Origin of the sequence: Sulfuricaulis sp., assembly GCF_040901545.1 — a bacterium.
GTDB lineage: Bacteria > Pseudomonadota > Gammaproteobacteria > Acidiferrobacterales > Sulfurifustaceae > Sulfuricaulis.
This window is the reverse complement of the sequence record NZ_JBBDYL010000012.1, coordinates 24,974-47,627: the sequence shown is the minus strand read 5'-3', so window position 1 is coordinate 47,627 and position 22,654 is coordinate 24,974. Positions and strand designations below refer to the sequence as shown.

Here is a 22,654-nt window from a genome sequence, read left to right as displayed (position 1 = left end):
CGAAATTATGCTTTTGAGTCGCGCGAAAAGCGCGCGAACAATTAAAAACCTGTATTCCGGCTTTCGCCGTAATGACGACTGCGTTACGCGGGCGAAGCCCTCTCAACCAAAAACACCCTTCCGCAATAAATCCCACTGTCTCTCCCATCCCGCCACGGGAGAAGATTTAAATTCGCTGCGCACAAAGCGGGTAATCGAGCCTTCAATCACGGCCAGCAGCACTGCCGCCGTATCACCGATCGGCACGCGCAAATTTTCCTTGGCTTCGCCCTCGCGCAGGATCTGCTTCAATTGAGTCTCGATGCGATCGAATATCTGCGCCACGCGCTTGCGCAGGCGCTCGGTCTCGCCCACCAGCACATCGCCATACAGCAGACGCGCCATGCCGGGGTTCTTGTCGGCGAAGCCGAGTAGCAGGAACAGGATATTCTGCACGCGCGGCTCGGCGCGGGATTCTTCCGCAATAATCTTGTTGATACGGGTGAACAGCGTCTCTTCGATGAACTCGAGCAGACCCTCGAACATTTTGGCCTTGCTGGGAAAATGCCGATAGAGCGCTGCCTCGGATACGCCGACGGCGCGCGCGAGTTGTGAAGTGGTGATATGCTCGCCCTGGCTCTCTTGCAGCATGCGTGCGAGCACTTCGAGAATCAGCTGGCGGCGTTCGCCGCGGCGCGGTCTGGCCATAAAATAAAATGATTAGTTACGGATTCCCACGGTGGATCCGGTTCAAAACCTGCCTTCTATTTTTGCAAAGCGGCAAATAATTTAGGATTAATCGCATCCTGACCGGAAAGATCCGATTTTCGGTCAGGATTTTATGAGCGTGCCTACACCGACATCGGTGAAGATCTCAAGCAGCAAGGCATGCTCCACGCGCCCGTCGATGATGTGCGCCGTTTTAACGCCGCTACTGACCGCATCCAGGGCGTAGTTGACCTTGGGCAGCATGCCGCCATGAACCGTGCCATCGGTAATGAGGTCTTTGACTTTCTTGATGGACAAGCCCGTGAGCAGCTTCCCTTCCTTGTCCAGCACGCCGGCGGTGTTGGTCAGTAAAATGAGTTTTTCGGCTTTGAGCGTGATGGCGAGCTTGCCAGCGACGACGTCGGCGTTGATATTGTATGTCTGCCCGTCCTCGCCCACCCCGATGGGCGCGATCACCGGGATGAAATCTCCGGTGTCGAGCAATGCCACCAACCTGGGGTCAATACTGCTGACATCGCCCACATGCCCGATATCGATGATCTCGCTCGGAAGTTCCGCCCGGTCCTGTGGTTTCTGCAGTACCAACTTTTTAGCCCGGATCAGACCGCCGTCCTTGCCCGAAAGTCCGACGGCCTTACCGCCCTGTTGACTGATGAGATTGACGATTTCCTTGTTCACCAGGCCGCCGAGAACCATCTCGACCACGTCCATGGTTTCGCGGTCGGTGACGCGCATTCCCTGAACAAACTCGCTTTTCTTGCCGATTTTATCGAGCAGCTGTCCGATCTGCGGTCCTCCGCCGTGAACGACAACCGGATTGATGCCGACAAGTTTCATGAGCACCACATCACGCGCGAACCCGCGCTTGAGGTTCTCATCGATCATGGCGTTACCACCGTACTTGATGACGATGGTTTTGCCCTGGAATCGCTGGATGTAAGGCAGCGCCTCGGTCAGAATGCGCGCTCGTTCGGCGGCGGATTGGGGGGTCAGCGGCATTGGTTCCCGGTTATTTGTGGGCAAGATCGTGGAATCAAACTTAAAAGTTAGCGCATATTCACATTAAAGTCAGCAGGGAGTCACAAAATCGCGTGAATGATTCCGGCGATGCCAGCTCCGGCAAATTTCGCGGAGGAGCGCACCGGAGCCGGAGCCAAAAAAGAGAGGCCGCTGGCGCGGCCTCTCTACTACCGGTGATCTCCCGTCAAGGAGGATTAATCGACGTCTACCGAAATCTTCTTGGGTTTCACTTCCTCGGCTTTGGGCAGGGTCAACTCCAGCACCCCATCCTTGTAGTTCGCCTTGACCCCCTTCTCTTCGATCTGGGTCCCGAGACGCAGGCTGCGGACATATTTGCCATACCGGCGTTCCTGGCGCAGCACACGCTCACCTTCCTTCTCTTCCGTCTCGCTCTTGGTCTCGGCGGTAATGGTGAGAATGCCGTTTTCCAGCGTTACATCGATGTCCTCTTTTTTCGCGCCCGGAACATCGGCGATGATGACATAGGCGTCATCGCGTTCCTTCATGTCCATGGCCGGAAACAGGTCCTCGCCGCGCGCCTCTTCCACCCAGCGCATCGGGCTAAGAAAACCCTGGAATACACGGTCAATATCATTATCCCACAACCCCCAACGGGCCAGCGGGGTACGGTCATCACGTCGCATCAGTCTGGTCATAAAACACCTCCAAATAAATTGATTGAACTCCCGGCATCCGCTGAACCTGATATCACGATCTTTCAGGCTCATTCTGCCGTCTGCGGATTTAAAATGGGGATGACGGGAAAAATTTCAAGCACGAAAAAATCGCGGAAAATCAAGCAAATTAAATACAGCGGCCCCTGCCGTCAGAGGATATAGCGCGCGAGGTCCTCGTTGTCGATGAGGTTGCTCAAGTGGTGGTTCACATACGCGGCATCGATCACGGTTTCTTCCTTCCCGCGGTCCGCCGCCTCGAACGATATGGTTTCAAGCAGGCGTTCCATGACGGTATGCAGACGCCGAGCGCCGATATTCTCGGTGCGCTCGTTCACCTGCCACGCCACCTCGGCGATCCGGCGCACGCCGTCAGGGGTGTATTCCAGGACATGTCCTTCGGCGGCCAGCAGCGCAATATATTGTTCGGTGAGCGAGGCATCCGTTTCCGTCAGGATGCGCACGAAATCCTCGGCGGTCAATGGCTCGAGTTCCACGCGTATCGGCAGGCGTCCCTGCAATTCGGGGATCAAGTCCGAAGGTCTAGACATATGAAACGCGCCGGAGGCGATGAAAAGAATGTGGTCGGTTTTCACCATTCCGTATTTCGTCGTAACGGTGCAACCCTCCACGAGCGGCAGCAGATCGCGCTGTACTCCCTCGCGCGAGACATCAGGGCCGCGCGTCTCGGTGCGGCCGGCGATTTTATCGAGTTCATCGATGAAAACGATGCCATGTTGTTCCACCCGCTGGAGCGACCGGCTCTTGATGTCCTCCTCGTTGATCAGTCGTCCGGCCTCCTCTTCCGTCAGCAGTTTTCTGGCCTCGCGAATGGGTACCGTGCGCGACCGAGCGCGCCGGCCGCCCATGTTCTGAAACAGACCCTGCAACTGGCTGGTCATCTCTTCCATGCCGGGTGGCGCGAAAATTTCAACACCGATGGCCGGCGAAGAGAGTTCAATTTCGATTTCCCGATCGTCCATGGCGCCTTCACGCAATTTCTTGCGGAACATTTGGCGCGCGGCGCCATCCGACGGACGCGATTCCGCGCCCACGGCGAAGCCCACCTCACGCGCCGGCGGCACCAGAATGTTCAGGATCCGTTCCTCGGCGGCATCTTCTGCCCGGGTGCGGACCTTCGTCATCTCCTCGACTCGTGTCATCTTGACCGCCATGTCAACCAGGTCGCGGATGATCGAGTCGACGTCGCGTCCGACATAGCCCACTTCGGTAAATTTTGTCGCCTCGACTTTGATAAACGGGGCATGGGCAAGCTTGGCCAGCCGGCGGGCAATCTCGGTCTTGCCGACGCCCGTGGGACCGATCATCAGGATGTTCTTGGGGGTAATTTCGGACCGCAGGATTTCGTCCGCCACCTGGGCCCGCCGCCAACGATTGCGCAGCGCGATGGCCACGGCGCGCTTGGCCGCGGTCTGTCCAATGATGTGTTTGTCCAATTCCTGGACAATTTCACGCGGGGTCATTTCCGACATATCTGTTACCTGGAAAGTCTCTAACTAAAAAGAAATAGACAGGATTAACAGGATTTCTCAGGATTTTGATACGCACCATCCCTGGTGCGCACCCTGCGGGCGGCCTTCGGCCGTCCAATTCTGTTCCATACAGAATTGTCAGGATTAAGATTTTAGAAATTAAATAATCCTGTTAATCGTGCTTTTTAATCCTGTGAATCCTGTCCAATTTTGCCTTTCTTGGCGCTCTTGGCGTCATGGCGGTTTGTAAAAAAATTCTTAGCAGTTTAATTCCTCGATGGTCAGGCTGCGATTGGTATATATGCAGATGTCGGCGGTAATATTCAATGCCTTTTCGGCAATCGCGCGGGCATCCAGTTCGGTGTTTTCCATGAGCGCCCGGGCCGCCGCCTGGGCATACGGGCCACCGGAACCGATGGCAATGAGCCCGCCTTCCGGTTCAATTACATCCCCCTGTCCGGTGATCACAAGCGACGCGGTTTTGTCAGCCACCGCCAGCAAGGCCTCAAGGCGGCGCAGAATACGGTCGGTGCGCCAATCCTTCGCCAATTCCACGGCGGCACGCACAAGATGGCCTTGGTGCTTCTCGAGTTTTGCTTCGAAACGCTCAAACAGGGTAAAGGCATCCGCCGTGCCGCCGGCAAACCCGGCGATCACCTGATCCTTGTACAGACGACGGACCTTGCGGGCGTTCGCCTTCATGATGGTGTTCCCCATGGTAACCTGGCCATCGCCACCGATGACCACGCGCCCATCCCGGCGTACCGATAGAATGGTTGTACCCTGAAGATTCGGCTCCAATTCAGTGTCCTCCCGTGAACTCAACGTTCCGACATCGCAAGATTGTTCGGCATGATTAAATAGCGGCTGTGATAAACGGCATGCGTTGGATCAGGCAACCGGCATCACCGCGGCAGTACTGTCTGCTTCAGAGGTGGGATACCCGTTGAGGAAACCCAAAACCTGCTCCAGCAATTCCTTGCGCTCATTTGCATGGAGATAGACAACATAGACCAGGCGGTCGATCACCGGCGCGTCATCCACGCGGTACAGACGTTTGGTTCGCAGATAATCCTTGACCATTCGCTGCGGCAGATACGTAGTGCCGCCGTTGTGCAACAAAAATGCCAGCGCCATCCGCCCCAGGCCCATGTGAATTTTGGGCGGCGGCATATCCGGAAAATGCCGGGCATGAGCAATGGAAAACGCAATCCCCCAATCGGTCATGATATACCCGCTGCCGACCGCCTCGCGCCCGCGAATATGGGGACGATCCGAAACCATGGTTAATTTGATCATCCCGGCTTCGCGTACTTCCAGCTCCGCCATTTGCGGGGGCTCGAACATGAAGGCGATATCGAGCGCATAATCCCGCAAGCGGCGGATGAGCGTATCCGAACCGTGGGCCTCCGCCTGCAGGGTCACGTGGGGCAATTCCCGGTTGAGCGTGTGCAACCAATTCTGCAGCAAAATATCCCACAAACTGTACGAGGCGCCGATGGCAAGCGAGGCGGTATTCTCCTCACTGATCGCGGTGTCTTGGCGCGCGCGGTTCCACGAATTCAAAATTGATTCGGCGTATTTCAGCATGCGCGAACCGGCGGGTGTCAATTGGATGTCGTTGCGGGTGCGGGTAAACAGCGGCGCTCCCAGCGTCGCTTCGAGCAGGCGAATGCGTGCGCTCACCGCCGACTGGGTGAGATAGAGGTTTTCCGCGGTCTTGCCGAAGTGACGCGTTCGATTGACCTCGAGGAAAGTCCGAAGCAGATCTATATCCATTTAGGTGCAGAAATAATCTTAATCGTGTTAATCATTTCATTTCACCGAAATGCTGGCAAGTCCGACAATAATTCTCGTCCTTGTCAACTTTCATGCCCGCGCCAATTACTTCTTTTGAATGGATTTACTCAAGGATTGTTCGATCAAGGGGGCGGGCCCGAACAGAGCCGATTGTCGGTTTGGAATCGGTTCCGGATCATACAGCGTGGTGAACTCCAGGAACCGGGAGCACAATGTCGGTTCACAGCGGAGGATCAGATCGCGCAATAGAAATCCCGGCGAAGGGACGACCATGGACCGAATAATTGACATCGGCTGCGCTGATTGATTGCGGGCCTTTTTGAACCAATGGCGCCATGGCGGGACTAAGAAACGTATCCGCCGGATCACTTCGGGCAAAAATAATCTATCGTTAGGAAAAGCGTGCAAAAAACAGCGATAATCCTGGGTATCAGCCTTATTGCCGGGTCGGTACAGGCGGCGCAAACCAACTCCGGTTCGTGCACCGCCACGAGCGGCAAAACCGCCAACGCGTTACTGGAATTGTACACTTCCGAAGGTTGCAGCAGCTGTCCTCCGGCTGACGAATGGCTCGCGCGTTTTCGCGCCAGCAAACTCTATCCGGACCGCGTCGTGCCACTCGCCTTGCACGTGGATTACTGGAACTACCTTGGCTGGGAGGATCCCTTTTCAGACAAGCGTCATACACAGCGTCAATATTCCGTGGCGCGCCGGAATCGGTCGCGCACCGTCTACACTCCGCAATTGCTGCTGAACGGAAAGGAATTCCTTCACTGGCGACACCGGGGCATAACCGCGGTTGAGAGCGCCATCATGACTCCGGCGCGCGCCGATCTCACGCTGACGCTTGAGCGCGAAGGAAACGTGCTGAACATCACCGTCAAGGCGCGCGCCGCTGAGCGCGGCGTCCCGGACCTGTTCATCGTACTGTATGAAAATGATCTCGCCAACCATATCCGCGCCGGTGAAAATGAAGGACGGACGTTGCGGCATGATTTCGTCGCGCGTCGCTGGCTGGGGCCAAAGCCGCTGAGCGACGACGGCACGTTGCATGTCACGCAACGGCTGGAACTCGACAGAACATGGAAGGTGAACGATCTCGGCGTTGCGGCCTTCGTGCAGGATCGCGACAACGGGGAGGTATGGCAGGCGCTGGCGCAGCCGCTTTGCTCCTGATACCGGTGCAGTTATTCAAATCAAAACCCGCAACGCTTGCGCGCGGCGGGTTTTTGTTTCATCAATCCTCGTCGATCAGCGTCCCTGTTGCAGCGCGACGATGCGCTCATCCAGCGGCGGATGCGACATAAACAGCCGCTTCCAGCCGCCGTCGCGCCGCCCGGAAATACCGAAGGCCGCCATCTGGTCCGGCAACTGGGCCGGTTCATGCGCCGCCTTGAGGCGCTCGAGTGCCGCGATCATTTTGTCGCGACCAGCCAGTTTTGCACCGCCGGCGTCCGCGCGAAATTCGCGCTGGCGACTGAACCACATGACAATCATGCTCGCGAGAATACCGAGGACGATCTGGGCCGCGATACTGGTGACAAAAAATCCGATGCCTACTCCACGATCGTTTTTCAACAGGACGCGGTCGACAAAATAACCGATGACGCGTGAAAGCACGATAACAAACGTATTCAGCACCCCCTGAATGAGCGCGAGGGTCACCATGTCGCCATTGGCCACATGCGTGATTTCATGTCCGAGCACCGCTTCGGCTTCGTCCTTGTCCATGGCCTGCAGCAAACCGGTGCTGACCGCGACTAACGCTGAATCGCGCCGCATGCCGGTGGCGAAGGCATTGATGTCGGGCGCGTTATATACCGCGACTTCCGGCATGCCGATGCCGGCTTGTTTGGCCTGACGGCGGACGGTTTCAAACAGCCATTGCTCCGTGCTGTTGCGCGGTTGTTCGATCACTTGGGCGCCGGTCGCCCTCTTGGCCATCCATTTGGACATGGCGAGCGAGATAAATGAACCGCCGAAACCCAGCACCGCCGCGAAGATAATCAGGGCCTGCAGATTCAGCCCTCCGGGCATATCTTCCACGCCAAAGGCTTTGATGAGAATATTCGCCGTAATACTGAGAACCAATAGTACGGCGATGTTGGTCGCTACGAACAAGAAAATACGCTTCATATCGATGTAGACTCTCCAGTTGAAAACCCGTTTCTTTTTCGGATCATTAGATGGGGATAACGCCGCACAAGTTCAATCCCCCGCCGTGTGCTCCATTCAGGCAAGCCGCCGCGACAAGCCCCCTGTCTGTTGATACTATATTAAAGGATGATCAATCGCCCGGGCAATCCATACCGGCTGAATCGTGATTTCCGGCCGATCCGAGTAGCAAGTGTCGCGCCTGCCTTTGTTATGCCATGAAGCTCGACGACAAGCCCGCCGAACCCCAATATCGAGAGGCGCTCATCTCGATGACGGCGCTTTACTTCATCGAAGAACACGCGCTCTTGCGTCCGAACCAGCTGGACGATGCGAAGAACAGCCTCCAGGCGCTGTTCCTGCACACCAGCGGCGAGGAAACCATGCTGCGCAAGCTGATTGACATTCTCAAAACCACCAAACAAATACACCAGTCGTTCGCCAGCATCTCCAATGTCCTGGCCGGGATAACTCGCGGTGTTCAGACCGTGGACGGAAAAATCGCCGCCTGCAAGCAGCTCCTCGCGAGGCTGACATTGAGCGCCGAGGAAAATGCGGCGTTCGCCGGTCCCTTTCTGTCCTTCTCGCAGATATTTCTGGAAAAAATCGATAACTTCGAGAAGAACATGCACCAGTACGTGCAGTTCAAGGAAACCGAAGCGCGCTATTCCAGTATCTATCACATCGCCATCGAGGCGCGCGAGCGTCTGAAACAACGGCTGGCCGGCGTGTTGGGTACCCGCGACCACGGTGCAGTCGAGTCGCGTATCCGACAGAATGTCGTGTCCTCCTTCGACTACAGCGAGGCCGAAAGCAATTTACAGTTTGCCCAGCGCGACGCGCGCAACAAAGAAGAGGAAATCCTCGCACAGCTTGAGGACATACGCGTGATGTGTCAGATGGCCAAAAACCCGAAGATGCGCGACAAAACCGAGGATTCTTCGAGCGCCACGGTGTCGTCTTATTCCGGCCTTCCCGGGGCCGAGGCGTCCAAACCCAAAGTCGAATACGATGACGTCTTCAAATTTTACTCCACGGCGTTGCACACCTATCCGCGACTGCTGCAGCTTAAGGAAATCGTGCTCGAGCTATTCAAGCTTTATCAGAACTCGTACGGCATGTTTCGGCTGGATTGCAATAACTTAAGCAAGGCGATCGATACCATGCTTGACAATTCGGAGGCTTACTTCGATGCCAAGGAGGAAGACCGGGACATCCAGACCAAACGCGAGAAACTCAAATTGATCGAGGGACTGATACCGTTCCTGGAACACAGTGCCGCGGCCGTCACCAAGGATGAAGTTCTCAGTTATGGCAAATTCTCCCGGAAAATTTCCGACATCATATCGGAAAAACGCGCGCCATGGTCCCACATAACCGAGTTTTTGCTGCGCGCGAAGGTACAGGCCGAGGCCGATCTGAGCACCCGCTTGTAGCTTTGGATCGCTGGTCGGATTCAACCGTCCTCGGCGATAAGCCCATCGATGAGCCGGATACGACGATGCGCCTGCTGCGCGAGATGCATTTCATGGGTAATCACGATCACCGTTTGGCCATTTAACTCCACCAGGCGCTTGAAAATATCGAAAACCTGCTGCGCATTTTTGCTGTCGAGATTCCCCGTGGGCTCGTCCGCCAGGATGACGGCAGGGTCGTTCGCCAGCGCCCGCGCAATCGCCACCCGCTGGCGCTCGCCGCCGGAAAGCTGTTCCGGAAGCCGATCGGCGTACGTTTCCATGTTCAACTCACCCAGCAGCGCGCGGGCCTGCCGCTCAATTTGCGATTCGTTTTTGCCGCCCAGTTTGCGCATGGGAATCATGACATTGCCGAGCGAGGTAAATTCATGCAACAGAAAATGAAATTGGAATACAAACCCCAGGCGGGACAGGCGCATATGCGCCTGTTGCTGACGATTCAGTTCGGTCGTGTTGGCTCCGTCGAGATAAATAGCACCCTGGGACGGCATATCCAGCAAACCCAGCAAATACAGCAGCGATGACTTTCCGGAACCGGATGGGCCGACAATGGCGATGAACTCGCCGCGCCGGACCGTAAGATTGATGTCTCGCACCAGCGTGACGGGCACCGGCCCCGGCAGCACACGGCTGACGTCGCGGACTTCGATGAGTGGCGCGTTCGCCATGGGTCAGGCACCGCCGCGGATGATATCCACCGGATTGACCGCCGCCGCTTTGCGCGCCGGCAGGTAAGACGCCACCAACGAAGCCACCATCGCGAAGACACCCGCGATGAGGTAATGCCGAATGGTGTAGTACAGTATGAATCCTTCGGTTTTCACAAACCCCTCGATATTGAAACGTATGGAAGCCAGCAGTTCGGTAAGGCCGTAGCCCAGTGCCCAGCCGATCAGCGTTCCGACAACACCGACAACGGCCCCTTCGAGCAGAAATATCCCGCGGATCGTGGCTTCCTCGAATCCGATGGATTTGAGAATGGCGATATCCCGGGCCTTCTCATGAATCACGGTGGTGATGATATTGAAAATGCCGAAAGCCGCCACGATCAGGATGGCGCTGACGGTCGAGTACATGATCCCGTTCTGAATGACAAAAATGCCCAATACGTTCTTGTTGGTCTCCTCCCACGATTCAGCCCGATAACCGTAACGCGCCTCCAGTGAACGCGCCAACTCTGCGGCCTGATCGATGTTCCGCAGTCGGATTCGAATCTGGTTGATCACATTCGCGCGGTCCTGGAGGATTTGCGCTTTTTTGAGCAATGCAAACGACTCGTAATTGTCCTTGGCCGTAACACCGCTGTTAAAGATTCCAACGACTTTCATCTTTAGAATAACCCCGGCGGGTGAAATGACAGACAAAGTGTCACCCAGCGCCACGCCGATCTTGTCAGCCAGTCCGCTTCCCAGGATCACGCCGTTGGCGGCGGTATACAGTCCGTTCAGGCTGCCGGCGATCAGGTCCTGTTCAAGATACGTCACCCGGCGTTCCCGAACGGGATCGATACCGTACAACGTCGCCGAGACATCCTTGGTGCCATAACGCAGGAAGATTTGACCCGCGAGCGTCGGGGCCACCGCCACGCCCGGTTGACGTCCAATCGCATCCACCATGGCCCCGCCGTTTTTGATCCCGCGCCGCTCTTCCCGCGGGCGCACGTTGAGCAGACGGATGGCGCCATCACGATAGTATTGCTCCACCGGTTGCAATGGGGGAATGCGGAATTCATCCTTGATGATGATGTGCGGCGAGACATCGATGGTCTTGGCGACGAAATATCGCTGGAAACCCTGCATCATCGCCGCCATCGCGATGAAAAAACCAACGCCCATGGCCACACCCAGCACGGAAACAAGCGTCTGGCGCTTGCGGTGGACAAGATGCGTGATGGCGATGTCGAGTATCAGGCGCATGGTCCAATTCGCCTGCCGAATTCCGTCAGGTTCCGGTGACGCGCACGCGTTGACCGTCTTTCAACGTCGCGGGAGGATAAAGTATCACCTTATCGCCTGCTTCCACTCCCGAAAGAATCTGGATTTTTTGATCACCGAGAATTCCGGTTTTTATGTCCCGGCGAACGGCACGGCCGTTTTGAACCCGCCACACATGGTCGTCAACCACCGCGGACGCCGGTGCCAGGAGGGTGTCCTGCGCTTCGCTCACAATGATATTGACTTCGGTGGTCATGCCGATTTTAAGCGGCGTGCCGGCGGTCAAACCGATGCGCACCCGGTAGGTTTTGTTGACGGGATCGCCTTTTGGCGTGATTTCCACGACGGTCCCTTCGAGCGTCCGGCCGGCAAAGGCATCCGCCTTGATCAGCACACGCTGCTTCGGATGGATACGCGGAATGTCCTCCTCATCCACATCGGCCACTACCCACAACCGGTCGGATTCGCCGACCCAGAACAACACGCTGGTATTGGTGACGACCTCGCCCGCTTGACCGTCCTGGCGTAATACTTTTCCCGAGAGCGGAGAAACCAGCGTGAGGTCGGATAGCGCCTGGCGTGCCGCGTTGAGCGACTCCAGCGCCTGTTCATGATCGCTGACCGCTTTTTCATAAACTTGCCGGCTGATGAGTTGCTTGGTAAACAGTTCCTGATATCGCTTTTCCTCATCGCGCAGAAATGCTTCCCGTGCCGCCAACTGCTTGGTATTGGCCCGCGCTTCCCGGTCATCGAGGCGTGCGAGCGCCGTACCGCGTTTTACCGTGTCGCCTTCATGGGACATTATTTCAGCGATACGGCCGGTGGATTTGGGCCCGACTTTGGCCCAGAGCACCGGTTCGACGATACCGGTGGCATAAACCGCCTCGACCGCGGGCCCGCGCACGATTGGAGACGTCTGAACAGCCGTCAGCGAGCGCAACGTGAATACCACAATCACCGTCACGATGATCAGGATAGCGATTATATAGAGTCCGAATTTTTTCAATATTACCAATGGTTGATTCACGCGCGGCTAGCATCTCGCCGGTGGCGACCGTTGGCAAGACTCATGTGCCGGCTGATATTGCTGCCGAGAAATTTCATTTGTCAGTCTAACGGCTTGCCGCAGTGCCAGCATATTTCGAATTCCGGTGGGTTCGATTCTCCGCAGCTTTTGCAATACGTCGCGTCTCGGATAACGGGAGCACGCTCGAATTCGGCAATTATCGCACGTGCCCGGCCTTCATCCGCTTCCTCCATGATCCAGATTTCAGGATAGGCATGGGTGAAAGGTATCTCGCCCAATCCCCCTTGCGCGTGTTCATTCAATACGCACGCCTCAATCCCGGCACGAACGAGTCGATGCAACAGCAGGTGGGCCTCAGGCAAGTTGGACGCCGAATAAAGCCGCATCATGACGGCAGGCTAATCATCCATGCGAAACCCTACTTTGATCTTGACCTGCCAGTGCGCCACCTTGCCGTTCACGAGATGACCGCGGGTTTCGACCACCTCGAACCAATCCAGGTTCCGCATTGATTTGGCGGCGCGGATGATCGCATTTTGAATGGCCGCGTCCGACCCCTTGGTGGATGAGCCCACCAGCTCGAGCATTTTATAAGCATGTTCACTCATTTTTTTCCCTCCGATCGTGATTAGCAAACCGGCATTTTGGCATCTTCCCCGTTTCCTGTCCGCCATCGAAGTAAACGGGGGAAATTTTTGATGCGGCATCGATAACTCATTGAGGAACCGGAGGTTCTGTAATAGAATGTCGCGCCGTGCTAGCCGAAATGACGGTATCGTGCGACTTCCAAGCGTACAAGATGCCGGTTCTGTCAAAAGCATGAGAAAAAAACTCGACGTTCAACATCTCGAGATCGGGATGTACGTCAGCGAGTTGGACCGTCCGTGGCGCGATGCACCGTTCCTCTTCCAGGGATTTGAAATTCGCTCCGCAGAGCAAATCCGGGAATTGCAGCGTTTCTGCCGGCATGTCTATGTATTAACTCCCGATCCTAATGAGAAGCCGTCTTCCCGGACACCGGCAGAAATCGCCATCGCAAATGAAAAGGAGCGTCACAGAAAAATCGAGCGCGACCTCCTGCTCAATATAAAAACCCAACCGCTGCTCAAACCCGTTTACCAGGATAAAACCGCCCTCGAGACCGAGGCGGAGGTTGCCCGGAAGATTCATCATGAAATTCGCGACCTGGTCTACAGTATCCTGGAAGATGTGAGAATGGGTAAAAATATCAACAGCAACGGCGCGAAAAAAATCGTCAGTGAAATGGTCGAAAGCGTCATCCGCAACCCGGATGCGCTCGCTTGCTTTGCGTTGTTAAAACGGAAACACGAATACACAGCGCAACACAGCATGCGGGTCTGCATTCTGGCGCTTTCATTCGGGCGCCATCTGGGACTTGAGAAACACGAGTTGAATTTGCTCGGCCTCGGGGCATTGTTGCATGACATCGGAAAAATGAAAGTGCCCGCCGATATTCTCAATAAACCGGGCGCGCTCGACGACAAGGAATATGAGATAGTGAAAAGCCACGTCCCGCGCGGCGTGGAAATTCTCGAGGACAATGCCGGGATTCCGCGCCCGGCTATCGATGTGGCGCGCTGTCATCATGAACGCTACGGCGGCAGTGGTTATGTCCTCGGATTAAAAGGCGACCTAATCGGCCTGTTCGGCATGATCGGGGGAATTGTCGATTGCTACGATGCCATCTCCAGCGATCGTGCCTATCACACCGGCATGTCGGCACACACCGCGTTGAAAAAAATGTACGAATGGCGGAACCGCGATTTTCATTCCGGTCTCGTGGAACAGTTCATCCAATGCATGGGAATCTACCCGATCGGAAGCGTGGTGGAACTCAATACCGGCGAAATCGGGGTCGTGGTGACGATGAACCGACAACGACGCTTGAAACCGCGAGTGAACCTCGTGCTCCAAGCCGATTATTACCCGATCCCGAATGCTACCGTCATAGATCTCATGAGTTACAAGACACGCGACGGCCGGCCGTGCGAAATCGATCGCGTGCTCGAGCCAGGAGTGTATGGAATCAATCCCGTTCAGTATCTCCCGATCAATGCCGCGGCATAAAGCCTTTGCCGTCAGATAATCAGGGCCTCCGTCCTCACTCCCTCGAGTAACGAAAACCCGGCGGACCAGCCGTTCAACACGAACTGAACCGCAAGCGCCGCCAGAATAATCCCCAACACGCGCGAAATCACATTGGCGCCGGTTTCTCCCATGAAGGCCAAGATCTTCGTGGATAACAATAATGATGCGAGCGTGGCGAGCAGCACCACAAGGAGCACGGCCAGCACGGTTGCGATAATCGTCGGTTCATACCCCTGCTCGCCGACCATGAGGAGCACCGTAGTCAACGCTCCCGGTCCGGCGATAAGGGGAATCGCCAAGGGAAATACCGATATGTCTTTTTTTGCCTCCGCCTCCCGTTGCTCTCTGTCAGTCGTTGAACGGAGCCCCGAATGGCGGGCAAACACCATGTCAACTGCCAATAGAAACAACAACAGCCCCCCGGCGATTTGGAACGCCGGCATCCCGATTCCGAGCGCATTCAGCAGCGTGTCGCCGATGAGAACGAAAATCACGAGTATGGCGCCGGCTATCGACGTCCCGCGAATGGCCATCCGGCGCTTGGCGGCGGGCGACTCTCCCTGCGTGAGCGCTGCGAAAACCGGGGCGAGCCCAACGGGATCTACGACCACCAACATTATAATGAGCGAATCCAAAAACAAATCGAACATGACGGATCTCGCGGTGCGGTAATGAGACGCACTTTACCTCCTGGTGGAAATTACTCAATGGGGCGGTAACCGTCATCAGCGGAAATAATCGGGCCGCATGGACAAAAAAATACCGCCGTCCAATACTCGATCGTCAGGGAGAAGTGGCGACCGTGCGGAGACACCGGACGGCGGCTTGCCTCTATGAAACGAGGCCTAAGCGCACGTAACCATACTGACAATAACGGCGCCGTCATTGATTTAAATCAAGTCTGCTTGCGTGCCGGATCCCGGAATTATTGTTACCCGGTAAAAATTATTACCGGGTCGGTTCCCGGTCAGGTCTGGGCGGGAGTCAAGTCGTGGAATGTGTCATGTTGATGCCAGCTTGTGCGCCAGTCTCGTGGTTTCGGGAAGACGGTAACGTGTGGTGCAGTGCATCACGTACGCAATCGCGGTGGTCAGACTGATGCCGTACCCGACTGACACGTAAACCGGCTTGACCCCGGTGCGCGTGCGCAGCACGACACCGATCATTTCGCCATTATCCACAAGCGGTCTCCAGCATCCCCTTTTCTCCGGAACTTTTTCGTGGGTACCGATCAACCTCGATTTGGCCACGCCGATACTGGGTATATTGGCAAGCAACCCCAGATGACACGCCAGCCCGAAACGCCGCGGGTGGGCCAGACCCTGGCCATCGCATAACACCAGGTCCGGCCGGGTTCGCAGTTTCTTCAAGGCCGCCAGCGCCGCAGGTGCTTCACGAAATGACAGGTAACCGGGAACATACGGAAAGCGCGTCGGGCGACGGGCAATGACTTGCTCCCGCAACGTCAAACCGGGAAAGTCCAGCACCACCACGGCGGCACGCGTGACCGTGCCGTTTTTTTCAAATCCCACGTCGATGCCGGCGACAGTATGGATTTTTTCGAACATATCCTCCGTGATCACCTTTGTGCGCAACTGCTCCTGAAGACGGCGCGCTGCGGCAATCCGGCGTGGCCAGCTGACAGTTTTCGGTGGCTTCATTGCGGCTTTCCCTCGATCCACGTCTCTTTGACCAGACATTCTATTTATAACATTCAGGACACCGGTCGTACGGCGAGGGCATTCTACCTGGCGCAGCCCCCGCGGTTACCGCCACGTATTGCGGTTCCGACCGGATCGTAAACGGTCTGGCCCGTTTGGGCTGGTTCAGATGACCGGATGGCGCCCATAGCGGGTACACCCGGTCATGATCCTGCCGGCACGCGCCTTCCTGCTGATTCGCTGGCTTTCCCCCGGCTAATCCTGTAAGGTGCGCCCCGGCTGAGCGATCCAGACCGTATAGTCTGAACCAGCCGATTATTTCATCGCTCTCTGACCCACCTTCTGGTTTCAGTTTCCCTGAGATTTCAGCATTCCGGTTAGCGAGGATGTATTCGCGCCGATAGTGCTGTGATCGCCGTTGCCGGAGTCCGGCATCTGGCGGTCGGCGCTTACGCGCCAATTATTTTTTGCACTCAAGGAAACACCGTGACTTTTGAAAAATTGACGTTACATCCCTCCATCCTCCAGGCCATCCGCGAGAGCGGCTACGCCGTGCCCACCCCGATCCAGGCACAGGCAATCCCGCCGGCGCTCGAAGGTCATGACCTCATGGCCTCGGCCCAGACCGGTACCGGCAAGACCGCGGCTTTCGTGCTGCCCTCGCTGCATCGGCTGAGCACACCCGCGGCAAAACCTTCTCGCGGGCCGCGCGTACTGGTGCTGACGCCCACGCGCGAGCTCGCCAATCAGGTAACCGATGCCGCCGTCAAATACGGCAAGCACATGCGCTTTCGCATCGGCAGCATTGTCGGCGGCATGCCCTATCCGCCGCAGATGCGCCTGCTGTCGCAACCGCTCGACATTCTGGTGGCGACACCGGGCCGTCTGCTCGACCACATGGAGCGCGGGCGCGTGGATTACTCGCGCCTGGAAGTGCTGGTGCTGGACGAAGCCGACCGCATGCTGGACATGGGCTTCATCCACGCGGTGGAAAAAATCGCGGCCGCCACGCCGGCCACGCGCCAGACACTGTTATTCTCCGCGACGCTGGATGGCAGCATCGCCAAGCTCGCGAGCCGTTTGCTGAAAAATCCCCGATGCATCCAGATCTCGACGGTGCAGGAACGGCACGAGAACATCGAGCAGCGTCTGCATCACGTGGACGATGGCGCGCATAAACACCGCTTGCTGGCGCATCTGCTCGACGATTGCAACATGGACAAGGCGATCGTGTTCACCGCCACCAAGCGCGGCGCGGACCGGCTGGCCAAAGCGCTGCATGCCAAGGGTCATCCCGCCGCGGCGCTGCACGGCGACATGAACCAGAGCAAACGCAACCGCACCATCAGCAGCCTGCGCTCGGGCGTAGTGCGCCTGTTGGTCGCGACCGACGTGGCCGCGCGCGGCATCGACGTCGCCGGCATCACCCATGTCATTAATTATGACCTGCCGAAGAACGCGGAAGACTACGTGCATCGCATCGGCCGTACCGGCCGCGCGGGCGCCAAGGGCATTGCGATCTCCTTCGCGTCTCCGGAGAATCGCCAGCAGCTGCGAGATATCGAGCGTTACACCCGGCAGACCATACCCGCCCACGTGATACCCGGACAGGAACCCTCCGCCAAACCGCGGCAACAGGCCCTGACAAATCAGCGACGGGGCGGATCTTTCGGTCAGAAACCACGCCAGCCTGGTAAAGCCCAGCGCCCTTTCAAAGGGGATCCGGGCCAATACCATTCATGGTCCGGTCAGGGGCGGCGTCATTCATCCACCGAGGCCCGACGTGGCGCCAAGCCGCCAGGAAAGCAAAACTTCCATGCGTACCGTGGCGGACCGAAGATAGCTTAGCCATCAACGGGCGCTTGGACGCCGGCAATACACAGGCGTATTATCTGCGACGGATAAAGATGCGGGGTCTTCTAAGTCGACCTCCCCTATGCTGACATCAAGGAGCCTGGTTCACGCCCGTTCATCCCCCTATCCGGCCGCGCGCTTCTTTCGAGGCATCATTTCAGAAAAAGACACACGGTCTGTCATGCCTTACCCTTTTATCTCAGGAGCTTTATATGAATATCTTTGTAGGAAATCTGGCGCGCGACGTCACTGAAGAAGAGTTGCGGTCCGCGTTCAGTGCCTTCGGGCAAGTCAGCAAGGTGACCATTCTCAAGGACAAGTTCAGCGGTGAACCGCGCGGATTCGGGTTCGTCGAGATGCCAGCCAAGGCGGAAGCCCAGGCGGCCATCAACGGCATGAACCAGAAGGATCTGAAAGGACGGGCGTTGAACGTAAATGAAGCGCGCCCGAAAACCGAGCGTCCGGGTGGCGGTGGCGGCGGCGGTGGTGGTGGCCGTGGCGGCTGGGGGAACCGCGGCGGCGGTGGCGGCGGCGGAAACCGCGGTGGCGGTGGCGGTCGACGCTGGTAACTCCTCGCTTTCCATTACCACAGCGAAAATTAATTTTTTTACCCGGTGTCGCGGGCGGCCGCGTCGTGTCGTACGCAACACGACACGGCTGTTCCCGATTATTCGGTCAATTCGCCGTTGCCGGCGGAAAATCCGATCATTCAGAGATTCTCAATCGCCACGGGGACGAGGGGATCTGCCGGCATGAATCCAAAAATACGCGAATAAAAATACAACTCCGACTCCAGGGAACGCTTGATGTTTTCGGCGCGGCGAAGTCCGTGCGACTCGCCGGCAAACGGGACATAGGCCACCGGGATTCCTTTCCGGCGCAAATCAAAAACCATTTTCTCAGTTTGATCCGGCGGGACGACTTTATCTTCCAATCCCTGAAAAAAAATCACCGGACAGGACACGCGGTCCACATGGTGAATGGGCGACCGTTTTCGATACAAATCCCGGCGCGCGGGATAAGGGCCGATCAGCCGATCGAGATAATGTGACTCGAACTTGTGGGTATCGCGCGCCAGCGCTTCCAGGTCGCTCACGCCGTAATAAACGGAGGCGGCTCGAAAACAGTCATGAAAAGCGAGCGCGCACAGGGTCGTATAACCGCCGGCGCTGCCGCCGCGGATGCAGAGTCGTTTTTCGTCCACCACGCCAAGTTGGATAAGATGGCGCGCGCCCGCAATACAATCCTCCACATCGGCAATACCCCATTGGCCATTAAGCTGGCTGCGATAATCGCGTCCGTAACCCGTGGAGCCGCGGTAATTCACATCTAGTACCGCAAACCCGCGACTGGTCCAGTACTGAATCTTGAGACTGAGCGAATTGGATGCCGCCGATGTCGGTCCGCCGTGTCCCATTACCAGCAACGGCGTTTTTTCGTCCGCGGGCGCCTGAAAATCGCGGTTTTCGGGAGGGTAATAAAAGGCGTGTGCCGTCATCCCGTTGGCCGTCGGAAAGCTGAGTGAACGTGGAACCGATAAATAGCCGGTATCGATTACGGTAGTACTGGACGAGCGGAGAATTTCGTATCGGGATGTCGCGAGGTCCATTCGAACCACGGCCGGCAGCAGCGTCGGCGACGCCGCGACAAAAACTGCCCGCCCATGACTCACCACCAAACCGTGGATATCAGTAAACGGCGTTTCAATATGGTTGAAATGGCGCGAGTCGAGATCGAGCGTTGCCAGATGCCATGTTCCCTCACGGTTGAAGCTGCATACCATCCGTTTCTCAGAATCAAATGCGTAGGTCGACATGCCGAAAACCCACTGCGGCAGGCCAAACTCCGCCTCCATCGGCGCCATGGCTTCCATCCCTTGCTCGTGAGCACGGTAAAGATTCCACCACTGACTGCGATCGGATACGAAGTAAAGTTCACCGCCCGGGGAAAAGGCCGGCTGAAAGATGGATTCTTCACGGCCCCCGGCGACACGGCGCCGGTTCATGAGTGAACCATCCGCCGCCACATCTGCCAGCCACAGCTCAGTGCTGTCCCAAGGCATGTCAGGATGGTTCCAGGCAAGCCACGCCATGCGCAACCCGTCCGGACTTATTTTCGGCGCGGCGTAGAAGTCATGACCGGAAACCAGCGTGCGGACTTGTCCCATGCCGGTGCCATCCACTTCCACGATTGAAGTCACCGGTTCGCCGGAGGCGCGATGATCTTCGCTCACACAGATGATCCGGTTAAAACGACGGTCATACACGCCGTCGGCATACCGCCTTCCGGCTTCGGAAGTAATCGGTTGCGGGGGGTGGCCGGGCATGAGCCGATGCAGGCGCTGATCATTGTCATGGCTGAAATAGACCACGCCCTCGGCAACGGTAAACGCACCACCCCCATATTCATTCACACGCGTACGCGCGTTGAAGGGAGCAGGCAGAACCTCCTCCGGCGCGCCCCGCCGCCAGCGCATGATGGTGTTGCGTCCGCCTTCAGCCGGGCGCATTTCGCTCCAGTAAATATCCTGACCGTCGAGCACGATCTGGCCAAGGCTCAACGAGTTTTCAGCGATCAGATCCGCCGAGATCGGCGAAAGCCAGGAACCGTACGGGGCGATTTTCTGCTCTGCTTTCACTCGCTGAGATGTACGACGATCCGGCGCGCCCCGCCACGGCGACGGTGTTCCCAGAGGTAGACACCCTGCCAGGTGCCCAGCCCGAGCTTCCCGCCGCTAACAGGGATGGAAAGCGAGGTTGCCGTCAGTGCCGCCTTGATGTGCGCCGGCATGTCGTCCGGACCTTCCGTATCGTGTGAATAGAGCCGGTCGTTTTCCGGCACCAGCCGATTCAGCCAGGCCTCGAGGTCACGCCGCGCCGATGGATCGGCATTTTCCTGGACTAACAGGCTTGCCGAGGTGTGTTGCACGAATAACGTGCAAAGGCCTTCCGTCATGCCCGATTCTCGCATCAGCATTTCGAGCCGGTCGGTAAATTCATGCAGCCCCATCCCCGGAGTGTTAATCGTAAGGTGGCGAATCATGCTGGCCTCCTGTTATCGCTTTAATAAAGGTTTTTCCCGGAGGGTAATGCGCTGACGTATAAAAAAATCTTGCGCGAATTCGATACTGGAAAATAACCGGCCTGTTCTTTAGAAAAAACCGCATCAACCGTCGTTTTCCGCCGGTGTTCGCTTCGACAAGCGGGAGCTACGACAATGATCGATTGCGAAGCGGAGTTTTGCGATCTTCAAGTCACTGCAATCAAATACAATCTATATGCGCGATTTCAATATAAGCATACTCTAAAAGATAGTCATGTTGACGTCGGGAATATCTAAATTATCGACCCGTGATGGACATAATTCGCGTTGGGTTCATGTCCTGAAATGCGTTATAGTCCAAGATTCTTTCTACCATCGAGAGGATCCCCATATGAAGGCAGCCCATGGCATGGTGGTTTCCATGCACTATACCCTCACCGATGACCGCGGCGCGACTCTCGACTCCAGCCACGGGAACGAACCATTCCATTATCTTCACGGGCACAGCAATATTATCCCGGGGCTGGAAAAAGCTTTGGAAGGCGCCGAGGCCGGTTTTAAATCCAAAGTAACCGTATCACCGGCGAATGGATATGGTGAAAAAAATCCCGAGGCGATTTTCGAAGCACCGCGCGAACATTTTCCTGCCGAGATGAAACTGGAAGTCGGCGCGCGCGTCTATGCGGATGGACCCAACGGTCCGATCACGCTTACCGTGGTGACACTGACGGAGAAGGGCGCCGTGCTCGATGCCAATCACCCGCTAGCTGAAAAAACGCTCCATTTTGATATCGAGATCACCGGGGTGCGCTCGGCGACAAGGGAGGAGCTCGAGCATGGCCACGTGCACGGAGCCGGCGGGCATTCCCATTGATGCCTGAGAGTCCCCGGCGACGCGTAATCCTTCGAACATCGGCCCGTTTCGCCATCTCTTCCCGATTCACGATGCGTTATTGAACAGGTTTTGCCGCTTTTATTCCCGCGTTTTGACCTGCGACGATTCGGCGGTCGGGGCCGCGCCCGGCGTACCATTTCCCCGCTCATCACGGACGTCGAAATGATCGACTTCAATAAAGCGATTCCTGCGTGCCGCCCTGGATCGGAAAATTTCGTCACTCAGCCTAACCAAATGAATTCTAACGGGTTTTTATCAATCGGCCGGGAGTTCGCTTGAAATGCATGCGTGACTTTCTGTCCGTGGGGACAAGCCTGTCCAGATGATCCGCTATTCCTACATGGGTCACGACTTTTGTATGATGCCGTCTCTGGTAAACGGCCGCGGCAGCTAGCCAGATTTGAATAACAATAATATTTCACAACCGCGCGAACGTGTAACAAGAACAAAGATACGGAGGAGCACCACATGAAATTTATCAGCGCCATCATCAAACCCTCAAAACTGGAAGATGTGCGTCAAGCGCTGTCAAATCTCGGCGTCCAGGGCATGACGGTTACCGAGGTCAAGGGTTTTGGTCGACAAAAAGGCCACACGGAACTTTATCGGGGTGCGGAGTACGTCGTGGATTTTCTGCCCAAGACAAAAATTGAAGTCGCTGTAGATTCAAGCTTGGTGGATCGCGTTATCGAAACCATCGCACAGTCCGCCAAGACCGGAAAAATCGGGGATGGGAAAATTTTCATTTATGACCTGGATCAGGTCATCCGCATCCGCACCGGTGAAATCGGAAAGAACGCACTATAAA

23 protein-coding genes are annotated in these 22,654 nt (G+C 56.6%); 7 read left to right on the top strand and 16 right to left on the bottom strand.

The features are described from left to right. Positions 1 to 102 precede the first annotated feature (102 nt). The 6 genes from slmA to WD823_RS02850 all read right to left on the bottom strand — a co-directional run bounded on the left by slmA (position 103) and on the right by WD823_RS02850 (position 5,674). Positions 103 to 687, bottom strand: coding sequence for a nucleoid occlusion factor SlmA (gene slmA, locus WD823_RS02875; RefSeq protein ID WP_368427978.1), 585 nt, complete (start codon positions 685 to 687; stop codon positions 103 to 105). A 123-nt stretch (positions 688 to 810) separates the two neighbouring features. After that, positions 811 to 1,707: an acetylglutamate kinase gene (gene argB / locus WD823_RS02870; RefSeq protein ID WP_368427977.1), complete on the bottom strand. Its 897-nt coding sequence runs from the start codon at positions 1,705 to 1,707 to the stop codon at positions 811 to 813. 215 nt (positions 1,708 to 1,922) lie between these two features. After that, positions 1,923 to 2,384 carry an Hsp20/alpha crystallin family protein gene (locus tag WD823_RS02865; protein WP_368427976.1) on the bottom strand — a complete coding sequence of 154 codons (462 nt, stop codon included), beginning with the start codon at positions 2,382 to 2,384 and terminating at the stop codon, positions 1,923 to 1,925. Positions 2,385 to 2,554: 170 nt separating this feature from the next. Further along, complete coding sequence (gene hslU, locus WD823_RS02860) at positions 2,555 to 3,895, bottom strand: ATP-dependent protease ATPase subunit HslU (protein WP_368427975.1); 1,341 nt, start codon at positions 3,893 to 3,895, stop codon at positions 2,555 to 2,557. A gap of 258 nt (positions 3,896 to 4,153) precedes the next feature. Further along, positions 4,154 to 4,696, bottom strand: a complete 543-nt coding sequence (gene hslV / locus WD823_RS02855; protein ID WP_368427974.1) for an ATP-dependent protease subunit HslV — start codon at positions 4,694 to 4,696, stop codon at positions 4,154 to 4,156. A 90-nt stretch (positions 4,697 to 4,786) separates the two neighbouring features. Further along, complete coding sequence (locus WD823_RS02850; protein ID WP_368427973.1) at positions 4,787 to 5,674, bottom strand: LysR family transcriptional regulator; 888 nt, start codon at positions 5,672 to 5,674, stop codon at positions 4,787 to 4,789. 423 nt (positions 5,675 to 6,097) lie between these two features. On the opposite strand from WD823_RS02850, the gene WD823_RS02845 reads away from it, so the two are divergent. After that, on the top strand, positions 6,098 to 6,871 hold the full coding sequence (locus WD823_RS02845) for a DUF1223 domain-containing protein (RefSeq protein ID WP_368427972.1): 774 nt from the start codon (positions 6,098 to 6,100) through the stop codon (positions 6,869 to 6,871). 75 nt (positions 6,872 to 6,946) lie between these two features. On the opposite strand, the gene htpX is transcribed toward WD823_RS02845, so the two are convergent. Next, on the bottom strand, positions 6,947 to 7,831 hold the full coding sequence (htpX, locus tag WD823_RS02840) for a protease HtpX (protein ID WP_368427971.1): 885 nt from the start codon (positions 7,829 to 7,831) through the stop codon (positions 6,947 to 6,949). Positions 7,832 to 8,067: 236 nt separating this feature from the next. Here htpX and WD823_RS02835 point away from each other — a divergent pair, with 236 nt between their 5' ends. Then, positions 8,068 to 9,285 carry a hypothetical protein gene (locus tag WD823_RS02835; RefSeq protein WP_368427970.1) on the top strand — a complete coding sequence of 406 codons (1,218 nt, stop codon included), beginning with the start codon at positions 8,068 to 8,070 and terminating at the stop codon, positions 9,283 to 9,285. 20 nt (positions 9,286 to 9,305) lie between these two features. Here WD823_RS02835 and WD823_RS02830 read toward each other — a convergent pair whose 3' ends face one another. The 5 genes from WD823_RS02830 to WD823_RS02810 form a co-directional block, all read right to left on the bottom strand. Further along, positions 9,306 to 9,992, bottom strand: a complete 687-nt coding sequence (locus tag WD823_RS02830) for an ABC transporter ATP-binding protein (RefSeq protein WP_368427969.1) — start codon at positions 9,990 to 9,992, stop codon at positions 9,306 to 9,308. A gap of 3 nt (positions 9,993 to 9,995) precedes the next feature. Next, positions 9,996 to 11,240 carry an ABC transporter permease gene (locus tag WD823_RS02825; RefSeq protein ID WP_368427968.1) on the bottom strand — a complete coding sequence of 415 codons (1,245 nt, stop codon included), beginning with the start codon at positions 11,238 to 11,240 and terminating at the stop codon, positions 9,996 to 9,998. Positions 11,241 to 11,265: 25 nt separating this feature from the next. Beyond that, entirely contained in the window at positions 11,266 to 12,264 is a 999-nt protein-coding gene (locus tag WD823_RS02820; RefSeq protein WP_368427967.1) for an efflux RND transporter periplasmic adaptor subunit, read from the bottom strand. Positions 12,265 to 12,365: 101 nt separating this feature from the next. Then, on the bottom strand, positions 12,366 to 12,671 hold the full coding sequence (locus WD823_RS02815) for a DUF2007 domain-containing protein (RefSeq protein WP_368427982.1): 306 nt from the start codon (positions 12,669 to 12,671) through the stop codon (positions 12,366 to 12,368). Positions 12,672 to 12,683: 12 nt separating this feature from the next. After that, a complete protein-coding gene (locus WD823_RS02810) occupies positions 12,684 to 12,893 on the bottom strand; it encodes a dodecin (protein WP_368427966.1) in 210 nt (69 codons plus the stop codon). Positions 12,894 to 13,104: 211 nt separating this feature from the next. On the opposite strand from WD823_RS02810, the gene WD823_RS02805 reads away from it, so the two are divergent. Continuing rightward, positions 13,105 to 14,373 (top strand): HD-GYP domain-containing protein, encoded by a 1,269-nt coding sequence (locus WD823_RS02805; RefSeq protein ID WP_368427965.1) that lies wholly within the window; start codon positions 13,105 to 13,107, stop codon positions 14,371 to 14,373. Positions 14,374 to 14,384: 11 nt separating this feature from the next. On the opposite strand, the gene WD823_RS02800 is transcribed toward WD823_RS02805, so the two are convergent. Then, positions 14,385 to 15,044 carry a MarC family protein gene (locus WD823_RS02800; RefSeq protein ID WP_368427964.1) on the bottom strand — a complete coding sequence of 220 codons (660 nt, stop codon included), beginning with the start codon at positions 15,042 to 15,044 and terminating at the stop codon, positions 14,385 to 14,387. A 351-nt stretch (positions 15,045 to 15,395) separates the two neighbouring features. Then, positions 15,396 to 16,055, bottom strand: a complete 660-nt coding sequence (gene nfi, locus WD823_RS02795) for a deoxyribonuclease V (RefSeq protein ID WP_368427963.1) — start codon at positions 16,053 to 16,055, stop codon at positions 15,396 to 15,398. 486 nt (positions 16,056 to 16,541) lie between these two features. Here nfi and WD823_RS02790 point away from each other — a divergent pair, with 486 nt between their 5' ends. After that, entirely contained in the window at positions 16,542 to 17,903 is a 1,362-nt protein-coding gene (locus tag WD823_RS02790; protein ID WP_368427962.1) for a DEAD/DEAH box helicase, read from the top strand. A 218-nt stretch (positions 17,904 to 18,121) separates the two neighbouring features. Then, positions 18,122 to 18,478, top strand: a complete 357-nt coding sequence (locus WD823_RS02785; RefSeq protein ID WP_368427961.1) for an RNA recognition motif domain-containing protein — start codon at positions 18,122 to 18,124, stop codon at positions 18,476 to 18,478. Positions 18,479 to 18,618: 140 nt separating this feature from the next. Here WD823_RS02785 and WD823_RS02780 read toward each other — a convergent pair whose 3' ends face one another. Next, positions 18,619 to 20,547 (bottom strand): prolyl oligopeptidase family serine peptidase, encoded by a 1,929-nt coding sequence (locus WD823_RS02780; protein WP_368427960.1) that lies wholly within the window; start codon positions 20,545 to 20,547, stop codon positions 18,619 to 18,621. Next, a complete protein-coding gene (locus tag WD823_RS02775) occupies positions 20,544 to 20,951 on the bottom strand; it encodes a secondary thiamine-phosphate synthase enzyme YjbQ (RefSeq protein WP_368427959.1) in 408 nt (135 codons plus the stop codon). The genes WD823_RS02780 and WD823_RS02775 overlap by 4 nt, the downstream gene beginning before the upstream one ends. Positions 20,952 to 21,342: 391 nt before the next feature. Here WD823_RS02775 and WD823_RS02770 point away from each other — a divergent pair, with 391 nt between their 5' ends. After that, positions 21,343 to 21,825: a peptidylprolyl isomerase gene (locus WD823_RS02770; RefSeq protein ID WP_368427958.1), complete on the top strand. Its 483-nt coding sequence runs from the start codon at positions 21,343 to 21,345 to the stop codon at positions 21,823 to 21,825. A gap of 489 nt (positions 21,826 to 22,314) precedes the next feature. After that, positions 22,315 to 22,653: a P-II family nitrogen regulator gene (locus tag WD823_RS02765; protein ID WP_368427957.1), complete on the top strand. Its 339-nt coding sequence runs from the start codon at positions 22,315 to 22,317 to the stop codon at positions 22,651 to 22,653. Position 22,654 lies beyond the last annotated feature (1 nt).